Below are 10980 nucleotides of genomic sequence, written 5' to 3'. Positions count from 1 at the left end.
GGACGCGCCCGCGCTGCGCGGCCGCGTCCTCGCCGAGATCGCCCGGACGCGGCAGTCGCCGCCCCGGCTCACCCGCCGGCTGCCGCCCGCGCCGGGACGGTGGCCCGGCTGGCTCGCCGCCGCGGCCTGCCTGGTCCTCGCCCTCGCCGGCGGCGTCACGGCCGCGCACTTCCACGGCGACGCGGAGCGCGCGCAGGCGCTCAACCGGCGGATCACCGCCGTGATGTCCGCCCCCGACGCCCGGGTGGCCACCGCCGGGACGCGGGGCGACGGCACGGTGACCGTCGTGTCGTCCCGATCCCTGAACAAGGCGGTCGTCACCGCGGCCCGGCTCGGTTCGCTGCCGTCCGCGAAGACGTACCAGCTGTGGTTCCTGGGCGCCGCCGCGCCGCGTTCGGCGGGTCTGCTGCGGCCGTCCGCCGACCGGCCGCTCATCGCGTCCGGCCTGGGCGACGCCCGGCAGCTGGGCATCACCGTGGAACCCGCCGGCGGCTCGCCGCGGCCGACGAGCGCGCCGTTCCTCACCCTCCGGCTCGGTTGAGGCCGCGTCGCGCCACGGTGAAGCAAAATCGTGACCTCTTCCACGCCTGATCTCCGGCTGGCGGGAACTGTCTTTTCCGGAGGTGGAGCGTGGACAGGAACGCGAAGGTCAGGGCCTGCGCGGTGGCGGTGGCGGGGATGCTCGCGCTCGCGGGATGCAGCGGCGGGGGCGGCGGCGAGAACGCCGCGACGTCGTCGGCGAAGACGTCGGCGCCGGTCAGCGGGTCGGCGACGGAGCTGCAGCAGCAGTACGAGCAGGTCGTGGACGCCGTGCTGCCGTCGGTCGTGAAGATCCAGACCGACCAGGCGGAGGGGTCCGGCGTCGTGTACGACGGGCAGGGCCACATCGTGACGAACGCGCACGTGGTCGCCGGGGCGCGGAAGATCCAGGTGACGTCGTCCGGTGGGGGCGCGACCCTGGATGCCGACCTGGTGGGCGCGTTCGCGGCCGACGACCTCGCCGTCATCAAGGTGAACGGCGGGAACCTCAAGCCGGCGTCGTGGGGCGACTCGGGCAAGGCGGAGGTCGGGCAGATCGTCCTCGCGATGGGGAACCCGCTGGGGCTGGCCGGGAGCGTGACGAACGGGATCGTCTCCGCGCTGCACCGGACGGTCTCGACCAAGGGGGAGGGCGACTTCCAGGGGTCGACGATCGCCGACGCCATCCAGACGAGCGCGGCGATCAACCCGGGCAACAGCGGCGGCGCCCTCGTCACGCTGAACGGGCAGGTGATCGGCATCCCGACGGCCGCCGCGTCGGATCCGTCGGTCGGCGGGCAGGCGGCCGGCATCGGGTTCGCGACGCCGAGCAACACCGTGAAGCTGATCGTCCCGCAGCTCATCGAGAGCGGGAAGGTGGCGAACTCCGGCCGGGCGGCGCTCGGCGTGACGGTCCGCACGATCGTCGACCCGCAGAGCGGGCGGCGGACCGCGGTCGCCGTCGTGGACGTGCAGAACGGCAGCGGCGCCGCGAAGGCGGGCATCCGGCCCGGCGACCTGATCCTCTCGGTGAACGGCACCGCGACGCCCGACCAGACGGCGCTGTCGTCGGTGCTCGCGAACCTCAAGCCGGGCGACACGGCGAAGGTCGAGGTCCAGCAGCAGGACGGCTCGAAGAAGACCGTCGACGTGACGCTCGGGGAGCTGCCCGGCGGCGGCTGACCCGCACCGCTTGACGGTGGCCTGTACAGGGGTACAGTGTACGACTGTACAGGCCACTGAACATGCGTACAGGTGGGGCGGATGGCGCGGCACGAGGACCTGACCGGACGGGCCCGGATCCGGGACGCGGCGATGCTGGAGTTCGCCGAGCACGGCGCGAAGGGCGCGACGATCCGCGGCATCGCGAAGGCCGCCGGTGTCTCGCCCGCCCTGGTGCAGCACCACTTCGGGACGAAGGAGGCGCTGCGCCGGGCGTGCGACGAGTACGTCATCGAGACCATCCGCGAGACGAAGCAGGAGGCCCTCGGCGGCGGGATGGGCGACCCGAACTTCCTGAGCATCGCCATGCGGACGGCCCTGCCCGTCCAGCGCTACCTGGCCCGCGCGCTGACCGACGGCTCACAGGCCGCGAACACGCTCTTCGACGACGCGGTCGCGTTCTCCGAGGAGATCCTGGAGCGCGGGTCTCCCGGCATGTCCAAGCCCGACACCGACGACCTGCACGCCTACGCGACCGTCATGACCGCGATGAGCGTCGGCATGGTCGTCCTGCACGAGCACCTGTCCCGGGCCCTCGGCGCCGACACCCTGACGCCCGAGGGCTACCCCCGGATGGCGCTCGCGGCACTGGAGATCCTCAGCGACGACCTCATGTCGCCGGAGCTGGTCGACCAGGCGCGCGCCGCGCTCAAGAACATGCTCGCCGCCGGCGGGCAGGCCCCCCACAAGGAGAACCGGTGACCGCGAACACGCCTCCGATATCCGTATCCGGCCTGGTCAAAAGCTTCGGGCGGACGCGCGCGCTGGACGGTCTCGACCTGACCGTCCGGCCCGGCGAGGTGCACGGCTTCCTCGGCCCGAACGGCAGCGGGAAGTCGACCACGATCAGGGTGCTGCTCGGCCTGCTGCGCGCCGACGCGGGCACCGTCCGGCTGCTGGGCGGCGACCCCTGGCGGGACGCGACCGAGCTGCACCGGCGGCTCGCCTACGTGCCCGGCGACGTGACGCTGTGGCCGAACCTGTCCGGCGGCGAGGTCATCGACCTGCTCGGCCGGATGCGCGGCGGCCTGGACGCGCGCCGCCGGGCCGAGCTCCTCGACCGGTTCGAGCTGGACCCGCGCAAGAAGGGCCGCGCCTACTCCAAGGGCAACCGGCAGAAGGTCGGGCTGATCGCGGCGCTCGCGTCCGACGCCGAGCTGCTGCTGCTGGACGAGCCGACCTCCGGCCTCGACCCGCTCATGGAGGAGGTCTTCCAGGAGTGCGTCCGCGAGGAGCGGCGCGCGGGCCGGACGGTGCTGCTGTCCAGCCACATCCTGTCCGAGGTCGAGGCGCTCTGCGACCGCGTGACGATCATCCGGAACGGCGTCGCGGTGGAGTCCGGCACCCTCGACGAGCTGCGGCACCTGACGCGCACCTCGATCCACGCGGAACTGGCGTCCCCGCCGGACGGCCTGGCGCTGCCCGGCGCCCACGACATCGAGATCGACGGCACTACCATCAAGTTCGAGGTGGACACGCCGCAGCTCGACACCGCGCTGCGCATGCTCACCGGCATCGGCGTCCGCAGCCTGGTCAGCCGTCCGCCGACGCTGGAGGAGCTGTTCCTGCGCCACTACAAGGACGAGTTGCAGGAGGCCGGCCTGTGACCGCGCTGACCGGTACCGGTGGGCTGGTACGGCTGATCCTGCGCCGCGACCGGTTCCTGCTGCCCGCCTGGGTGCTCTGGATCGCGGTGATCCCGCTCGGGTTCGTCGGCGCGACCGACAGCCTGTACCCGGAGGCCGCCGACCGGCTCCAGTACGCCCGGACGACGGGCAACAACCCGACGTTCCTCGCCCTCTACGGGCCGCTGTACGACACCGACCTCGGCAGCATCATCGCGCAGCGCTCCGGGTTCATCCCGGTGGTGATCGGGCTGATCAGCGCGCTCACCGTCGTCCGGCACACCCGCACCGAGGAGGAGGCGGGGCGCCGGGAGCTGCTCGGCGCCACCGTCACCGGGCGCGGCGCCGGGCTGGCCGCCGCCCTCATCGTGACGATGGCGGCGAACCTCGTCCTCGGCGCCGTGCTCACCGCCGGGATGGCCGCGCAGGGCCTCCCGTTCGCCGGGTCGCTGGCGTTCGGCCTGCAGATGGCCGCGGCCGGCTGCGTCTTCGCCGCCGTCGCGGGCGTCACCGCACAGCTCAGCGAGGGCGCGGGCGCAGCCCGGGGGACCGCGATCGCCGCGCTCGGCGCCGCGTTCGCCGTCCGGATGGCCGCCGACGTCGGCGGGGAGGGCAACGCCCTGTCGTGGCTCGGCTGGCTGTCGCCGCTCGGCTGGGTCAACCGGATCCGCGCCTACGGCGGGGAGCACTGGTGGACGCTGGCGCCCGCCGCCGCGCTCATCGTCGTGCTGGTGGCCGCCGCCGGGCTGCTGTCCGCGCGCCGGGACGTCGGCGCCGGCATCCTCCCGCCGCGGCTCGGGGCGGCTTCCGCGTCGCGACGGCTGTCGGGACCGTTCGGCCTCGCCTGGCGGCTGCAAAGCCGTCCCCTCTACGGGTGGCTCGCCGGGTTCGCCGCGCTCGGGATCGTGTACGGCGCCGTCGCGGGCGGCGTCCAGGACATGCTCAAGGACAATCCAGACCTGGCCAAGATCTTCACCCAGATCGGCGGCGAGAGCGGCATTACCGACGCCTACTTCGCCTCGGTAATGAGCATGGTCGGGCTGATCGCGTCCGCTTACGCCGTGTCGGCCACGCTGCGGCTGCGCACCGAGGAGGCCGCGCAGCGCGCCGAACCGCTGCTCGCCACCGCGACCGGACGGCTGCGCTGGGCGGCGAGCCACCTGCTGTTCCCCCTGCTCGGCTCGGTCGCCGTCCTCACGGTCGCGGGGCTCGCCGCCGGGGTGGCGCACGGCCTGGACACCGGCGACCCCGGCCGGGAGGTGCCGCGCGTCCTCGGCGCCGCGCTGGCGCAGCTGCCCGCCGTCTGGCTGGTCGCCGCGATCGCCGTCGCGCTGTTCGGGCTCGTCCCCGGGCTGACCGGCGGCTCCTGGGCGGCGGTCGGGGTCTGCGCGCTGATCACGCTCTTCGGCGCCGCGCTCGGCCTGGACCAGTGGGCGATGGACGTCTCGCCGTTCACCCACGTCCCGAAGATCGGGCAGGACTTCAGCGCCGCGCCGCTCGCCTGGCTGGCCGCCCTCGCCGCCGTCCTGGCCGCCCTCGGCATGGCGAGTTTCCGCCGCCGGGACCTCGCGACCCGCTGAGCCGTAAGATTGGCCCGGTGACGAAGCCCCTTGCCATCTGCGTGTTCTGTTCGTCCAGCAGCAGGATCGACCCCCGCCACCGCGACCTCGCCGCCGAGGCCGGCGCCGAGCTGGCCCGGCGCGGCCACAGCCTGGTCAGCGGCGGCGCCCAGGTGTCGTGCATGGGCGCCGTCGCCCGCGCCGCGCGGGCCGGCGGCGCCCGCACCACCGGGGTGATCCCGGAGGGCCTGGTCAGCGTCGAGATCTCCGATGAGGACAACGACGAGCTGGTCATCACGTCCGACATGCGCACCCGCAAGGGCGAGATGGACCGGCGCAGCGACGCGTTCCTCATCCTGCCCGGCGGCATCGGCACGCTGGAGGAGCTGTTCGAGGTGTGGACGGCCCGCGTCCTCGCCATGCACGAGAAGCCCGTCGTCATCCTCGACCCGACCGGCGTGTACGACCCGCTCCGCGAGCTGATGGTGAGCCTCACCGAGCAGGGCTTCGCCCGCGCCGGGATCTGGGACGCCATCGGCTGGACGACCACCGTCGCCGAGGCGTTCGACCTCCTGGAGCGGGCGCAGCCCCGCATCGAGTTCTCGCCGGAGGACTACGCCGAAACCCAGCTCTAGTGCCCATTGTGGGGGGCGACCCCCCACACCCCCCGGCAAGAGCGACTGACCGGCGTCTTCCGCTCCGCTGGAGCTCCGCTCCAGACGCCGGTCAGTCGTGCTTGCGGCCCGGCATGTTCTCGTACATGTCGGTGAGCTTCTGCCGGAAGCCGCGGGCCGCGATGCCGATCTTCTGCGGGTCCTTGAAGCCGGCCTTGATGGTCTTCATGGCCTGGTCCTTCATGATGTGCGGCGGGATCGGCGCGATCTCGTTGTCGACCACGAACTCCAGCACGACGGGCTGATCGCTGGCGAGGGCCTCCTTCCAGGCGTCGGTGACCTTCTTGGGCTTGTCGCAGTAGACGCCCTTGAGGCCGCACAGCTCGGCGTACTCGGCGTACGGGAAGTCCGGGATGTTCTGCGAGCCCTTGAACTTCGGGTCGCCGCCCATCGCGCGCTGCTCCCAGGTGACCTGGTTGAGGTCCTGGTTGTTGAACACGCAGAAGATCAGCGGCGGGGAGCCGCCCAGCCGCTCGGCGTACCGCTTGACGGTGAGCATCTCGTTCATGCCGTTCATCTGGAACGCGCCGTCGCCGACGAAGCAGATCACCGGGCGGTCGGGGTAGGCGAACCGCGCCGCGATCGCGTACGGGACGCCGGGCCCCATCGTGGCGAGCGTCCCGGACAGCGACGCCTGCATCCCGTCGCGGAGCTTGATGTGCCGCGCCCACCAGTTGGTGGCCGACCCCGAGTCGGCGGTGAGGATGGCGCCGTCCGGCAGCAGCGGGGACACCTCGTGCGCGACCGCCTGCGGGTTGATCTTGCCCTCGAAGCTCTGCCCGGCGCGCTTGGCCATCACCGTGTTCCAGGTGTTGACGTTCTCCTCGATCTCCTTGCGCCAGGACCGGTCCTTCTTGCGCTCCAGGAGCGGGATCAGCTCCTTGAGCGTCTCCTTGGCGTCTCCGACGACGTGCGCGTCCATCGGGTACCGGATGCCGATCATGCGGCCGTCGATGTCGATCTCGACGCCCTTGCAGCTGCCCTCGTCCGGCAGCCACTCGGCGTACGGGAAGCTCGTGCCGATCATGAACAGCACGTCGCAGTTCATGATCATCTCATCGCTGGCCTTGGAGCCGAGCAGCCCGACCGGGCCGGTCACGAACGGCAGGTCGTCCGGCAGGACTTCGCGGCCGAGCAGCGCCTTGGCGACGCCCGCGCCGAGCAGCTCGGCCGTCTCGATCAGCTCGGACTGCGCGTTCGCCGCGCCCTGGCCGACCAGCATCGCGACCTTCTGGCCCTCGTTCAGGATCTGCGCGGCCTTGTGCAGCTCCTCCTTGTTCGGCAGGACGCGCGGCTGGCTCCACCCGACGCTGGAGTACACCGAGCCGTGCTCCTTCGGCGGCGACGTGACCGCCTCCGACTCCTGGATGTCCTCCGGGATGATGATCGTCGCGACGCTGCGGGTGGTCAGCGCCGTCTTGAACGCCCGGTCGATGACGTGCCGCATCTGCCCCGGCTGCATGACGATCTGGCAGTACTCCGACACGTCGGAGAACAGCGTCTCCAGGTTCACCTCCTGCTGGTAGTGGGTGCCCTGGGAGAGCCGCTTCTGCTGCCCGATGATCGCGACGACCGGCTGGTGGTCCAGCTTGGCGTCGTACAGCCCGTTCAGCAGGTGGATCGCGCCGGGACCGGACGTCGCCGTGCAGACGCCGACCTCGCCGGTGAACTTGGCGTGCGCGCACGCCATGAACGCGGCCATCTCCTCGTGCCGCGTCTGGATGAACTCGGGTTTCCCCTCGGCGCGGTCGAACGCGCCGAGCATGCCGTTGATGCCGTCGCCCGGGTACCCGTAGACCCGCTTGATGCCCCACTCCGTCAGCCGGTGGAGGACGTAGTCGGCCACTTGCTGCGCCATTGATCTCTCCTCAGTCGTGATGTCGTCGTGTCCGTCAGCGCCGCAGCAGCCCTGTCAGCGCCGCAGCAGCTTGGCCGCGCCGATCGCCGCGCCCGCGGCGGCACCGGCCGTCGCGGCCCCCACCAGGTACTTGTGCTGCCCCGCCCACAGCTGCGGGCTGGTGCCGTGCGCCCGCTCGTCGAACCGTCCGTGGGCGCCGTGGTCCTCGCCGGCCGCGTCGTCGACGGGCTCCCACAGGTTCGCGGGACGGTCCGGCCGCGCGTCCTCGTCCGTGTGCTGCGACTCGAAGCCCGTCCTCGCCAGGTAGCGGTCCAGCAGGCCGGCCGCGAGCTTGTTGCCGAGGATCGTGCCCACCGAACTGGCACCGACCCAGTACTCGCGGCGCGCCGGATGCTCCGCCGCGTACAGCAGCGCGTCCGCCGCGACCTCCGGCTGGTAGATGGGCGGGACGGGCTGCGGGCGCTTGCGCAGCCGCGACAGCACCCAGTCGAACTGGGGGGTGTTGACCGCCGGCATCTGCACCATCGTCACCTTCACGCCGCTGCCCTCGTGCATCAGCTCCGTCCGCAGCGACTCGTGGAACCCCTTGATGGCGTGCTTGGCGCCGCAGTAGGCGCTCTGCAGCGGGATCCCCCGGTAGGCCATCGCCGACCCGCACTGGACGATCACGCCGCGGTCGCGCGGCATCATCCGCTTCAGCGCGGCCCGGGTGCCGTTGACGTAGCCGAGGTAGGTGACCTCGGTGGTGCGCTTGAACTCGTCCGGCTCGATGTCCCAGAACGGCGCGAGCACCGAGGAGAACGCGACGTTCACCCACACGTCGATGGGGCCGAGCTCTTCCTCGGCGTTCCGCGCGGCCGCCTCGACCCCGTCGCGGTCGGCCATGTCGACGCTGATGGGGAGCGCGCGACCGCCGGCCGCCTCGACGTCGGCCACGGCGCCGTCCAGGCCCTTCTCGCCGCGCGCCAGGAGGGCGATCTTCGCGCCGCGCCGGGCGAACGCCACGGCGGCCGCGCGGCCGATGCCGCCGGTCGCACCGGTGAGCACGACGACGCTGTCCTCGTCGATCTTGTGTTTCGTCAGCACCTAGTCCCACTGCCCGCGCCACGGCCTCCCTAACGCGGGCCCCGCGCGGCCCGGTGTGCCGCCGGGCGGTCCTCGGATAGCGTCGTGCCGTGCGCGCCCGCCAACTCGCCGTCGAGTACCCCACCGTCACCCCGGCCGACTCCGCGCTGGACGCCGCCCGCCTCCTCGCAGGTCAGGCGCTTCCCGGTCTCGTCGTGGTGGACGGCCGGCGGCGCGCGGTCGCGGTGGTCCCCGGCTCCCGGCTGCTGCGCCAGATCGTCCCGCCGCACGTCCGCGACGATCCGACCCTCGCCCGCGTCTATGACGAGCCCCACGCCGACCGGCTCGCCGCCAGGCTCGGCGAGCGCAGCGTCGCCGATCTGCTGGACGACGAGCGGAAAACGCTCCCCGTCGTCGGCCCGGACGCGACCGTGATGGAGATCGCGAGCGTCATGGCGGGCGCCCGGAGCCCGGTGGTGGCGGTCTCCGACGACGAGGAGCACCCCGAGAAGGGCGCCGTGATCGGCGTCGTCACCGCCGCCCACCTGCTGAACCGCCTCCTCCCCGCGCCCGGGGACGGCTGACCCGCACCGCCCGCGACCCGTCCGCGCCGCCCCCGCCGGACGGACGGTCAGGTTGCGATGACTTCAAGTCAGAACGTCTAGATGTAAGTACAAAGTATTGACTGCCGGTCCAGTGCGGGCTACAAATGTGCCTCAAGCCACATGAAGATGACGAGAAGGTGAACGGCCGGTGTCCACCATCGGTCCGTCCGGTGAACTCGCCATCCGATCGGACAGGCCATGGGAGGCACCATGCGGGTCGGACTGTTGGGCGCGGGACGGATCGGGGCGTGGCACGCCCGGTACCTGGGCGGGCATCCCCAGGTCGACGCCCTGCTGATCGGCGACGCCGACGTCCGCCGCGCCGCCGCGCTCGCCGGCCCGATGGGCGCCCGCGCCGGCGACCCGGACGCGGTGCTCGGCGCCGGGCTCGACGCGGTCGTCATCGCGACGCCCACGTCCACCCACGCCGACCTGCTCGGCCGCGCCTGCGACGCGGGCGTCCCCGCGTTCTGCGAGAAGCCCGTCGCCCCCGACCTGCGCACGACCCTCGCCGTCCGCGACCGCGCCGCCAAGACCGGCGTCCCCGTGCACATCGGGTTCCAGCGCCGGTTCGACGCCGGCTACGCGGCGGCCAGGCAGGCCGTTTTAGACGGCCGCCTCGGTGCGCTGCACCGCGTCCACCTCGTCACCGCGGACCCGGGGCCGCCGCCCGCCGAGTACGTCCGCTCGTCCGGCGGGATGTTCCGCGACTGCCACATCCACGACTTCGACGTCCTGCGCTGGGTCACCGGCCGCGAGGTCGAGTCGGTGACCGCCGTCGGCGCCAACCGCGGCGACGCCTACTTCGCAGCGGCCAGCGACGTGGACACCAGCGCCGCCGTCCTCGTCATGGACGACGGGACGATCGCCACCCTGCAGGGCTCGCGCTACAACGGCGCCGGATACGACGTCCGGATGGAGCTGGCGGGCACCGCCGGCACCTGGGTGGTCGGGCTGGACGAGCGCGCGCCGCTGCGGTCGGCCGAACCCGGCGTCGACTGGCCGTCCGGGGACCCGTGGACGGAGTTCCAGGAGCGCTTCGACCCCGCCTACGCGAACGAGATTGGAACGTTCCTAGAGATGGCCAAGGGCAACGCGCCCAGCCCGTGCACCGTGGACGAGGCGCTGGAGGCGTTCCTCATCGCCGAGGCCGCCACGCTGTCGCTGCGCGAGGGCCGCCGGGTCGCGCTGGCTGAGCTGCGATGATCTGGGCGATGGCGTTCGCCGCGGTGGCGCTGGCCTTCGTCTGGGTCACCGGGGTCAACGACGGCGCGGCGCTGCTCGGGCTGAGCGGCCGCTACCCGCGCTCGTCCGGGCCGCTGCTGATGGCGCTCGTACTGGTGCCGCTCGTGCTCGTCCCGCAGTGGACGGTCGCGGTCGCGCGCACCTTCACCGAGGGGCTCACGGACCTCGGCGACCGGCGCGGCGCGCTCGCCTTCCTGCTCGGCGTGACCGTCGCGCTCGCCGTCGTCGCCGCGCTGTCCCGGCGGGGCCTGCCGACCAGCCTGACCCTCGCGATCGTCGGCGGCATCGGCGGCGCCGGGCTCGGCATGGGACTGGACGTCTCCTGGCGCGGGCTCGCCCTCGTCCTGGCCATCGGCGCCGCGGCCCCGCTCGCCGGGACGTCCGTCGGCTACGCGCTCGGGCTCGCCTCCCGGCGGATCCCGTCCTTCACCGGCATGCCCGGCGCCGTCCGGACCGCGCACGTCCTCGCCTACAGCGCCCAGTGCGCCGCCTACGCCGCCAACGACGGGCAGAAGATGCTCGCCGTCGTCAGCGTGGCGCGGCACGTCGTCTCCACCCGGCGGCTCGGCGCGATCGGGCCCGGCCCGCCCCCGGCCCCTATCCCCATCT

Annotated in this window: 10 protein-coding genes and 1 pseudogene; 9 read left to right on the top strand and 2 right to left on the bottom strand. The window is 72.8% G+C overall.

Going from position 1 to position 10980, the window contains the following annotated elements; all coding sequences use genetic code 11:
• From HUX53_RS27095 to HUX53_RS27070, 6 genes are all read left to right on the top strand, one after another.
• Nucleotides 1-541, top strand: a 541-nt coding sequence (locus tag HUX53_RS27095; RefSeq protein WP_176406047.1) for an anti-sigma factor, incomplete at its 5' end; no start/stop codon positions are given.
• A gap of 89 nt (nucleotides 542-630) precedes the next feature.
• Complete coding sequence (locus tag HUX53_RS27090) at nucleotides 631-1701, top strand: trypsin-like peptidase domain-containing protein (RefSeq protein WP_309237458.1); 1071 nt, start codon at nucleotides 631-633, stop codon at nucleotides 1699-1701.
• Between the two features lie 81 nt (nucleotides 1702-1782).
• Nucleotides 1783-2442, top strand: a complete 660-nt coding sequence (locus HUX53_RS27085) for a TetR/AcrR family transcriptional regulator (protein WP_176406046.1) — start codon at nucleotides 1783-1785, stop codon at nucleotides 2440-2442.
• Complete coding sequence (locus HUX53_RS27080; RefSeq protein ID WP_176406045.1) at nucleotides 2439-3347, top strand: ABC transporter ATP-binding protein; 909 nt, start codon at nucleotides 2439-2441, stop codon at nucleotides 3345-3347. Before HUX53_RS27085 ends, HUX53_RS27080 begins: the two co-directional genes overlap by 4 nt.
• The gene (locus HUX53_RS27075) at nucleotides 3344-4945 is read left to right on the top strand and encodes an ABC transporter permease (RefSeq protein WP_176406044.1); all 1602 of its coding nucleotides are present in this window, start codon (nucleotides 3344-3346) and stop codon (nucleotides 4943-4945) included. Before HUX53_RS27080 ends, HUX53_RS27075 begins: the two co-directional genes overlap by 4 nt.
• Before the next feature lie 17 nt (nucleotides 4946-4962).
• The gene (locus tag HUX53_RS27070; protein ID WP_309237457.1) at nucleotides 4963-5559 is read left to right on the top strand and encodes a TIGR00730 family Rossman fold protein; all 597 of its coding nucleotides are present in this window, start codon (nucleotides 4963-4965) and stop codon (nucleotides 5557-5559) included.
• A 91-nt stretch (nucleotides 5560-5650) separates the two neighbouring features.
• Here HUX53_RS27070 and HUX53_RS27065 read toward each other — a convergent pair whose 3' ends face one another.
• Entirely contained in the window at nucleotides 5651-7456 is a 1806-nt protein-coding gene (locus HUX53_RS27065; RefSeq protein ID WP_176406043.1) for a thiamine pyrophosphate-requiring protein, read from the bottom strand.
• A 54-nt stretch (nucleotides 7457-7510) separates the two neighbouring features.
• Complete coding sequence (locus HUX53_RS27060) at nucleotides 7511-8542, bottom strand: SDR family oxidoreductase (protein WP_309237456.1); 1032 nt, start codon at nucleotides 8540-8542, stop codon at nucleotides 7511-7513.
• Between the two features lie 89 nt (nucleotides 8543-8631).
• Here HUX53_RS27060 and HUX53_RS27055 point away from each other — a divergent pair, with 89 nt between their 5' ends.
• The 3 genes and pseudogenes from HUX53_RS27055 to HUX53_RS27045 form a co-directional block, all read left to right on the top strand.
• Nucleotides 8632-9105: a CBS domain-containing protein gene (locus tag HUX53_RS27055; RefSeq protein WP_176406042.1), complete on the top strand. Its 474-nt coding sequence runs from the start codon at nucleotides 8632-8634 to the stop codon at nucleotides 9103-9105.
• Between the two features lie 231 nt (nucleotides 9106-9336).
• A complete protein-coding gene (locus HUX53_RS27050; protein WP_176406041.1) occupies nucleotides 9337-10332 on the top strand; it encodes a Gfo/Idh/MocA family oxidoreductase in 996 nt (331 codons plus the stop codon).
• 8 nt (nucleotides 10333-10340) lie between these two features.
• Nucleotides 10341-10980 (top strand): annotated as a pseudogene (locus HUX53_RS27045) (hypothetical protein); the annotation flags it as partial.

Origin of the sequence: Actinomadura sp. BRA 177 (genome assembly GCF_013372625.1) — a bacterium.
In the GTDB taxonomy this organism is placed as follows: domain Bacteria; phylum Actinomycetota; class Actinomycetes; order Streptosporangiales; family Streptosporangiaceae; genus Spirillospora.
Note: the sequence above shows the minus strand (reverse complement) of the source record. Positions and strands in the feature narration are given on the sequence as shown.

Coding starts and splice junctions, on each gene's coding strand:
- HUX53_RS27065 (WP_176406043.1), bottom strand. CDS start 7,456: ATGGCGCAGCAAGTGGCCGACTACGTCCTCCACCGGCTGACGGAGTGG.
- HUX53_RS27050 (WP_176406041.1), top strand. CDS start 9,337: ATGCGGGTCGGACTGTTGGGCGCGGGACGGATCGGGGCGTGGCACGCC.
- HUX53_RS27085 (WP_176406046.1), top strand. CDS start 1,783: ATGGCGCGGCACGAGGACCTGACCGGACGGGCCCGGATCCGGGACGCG.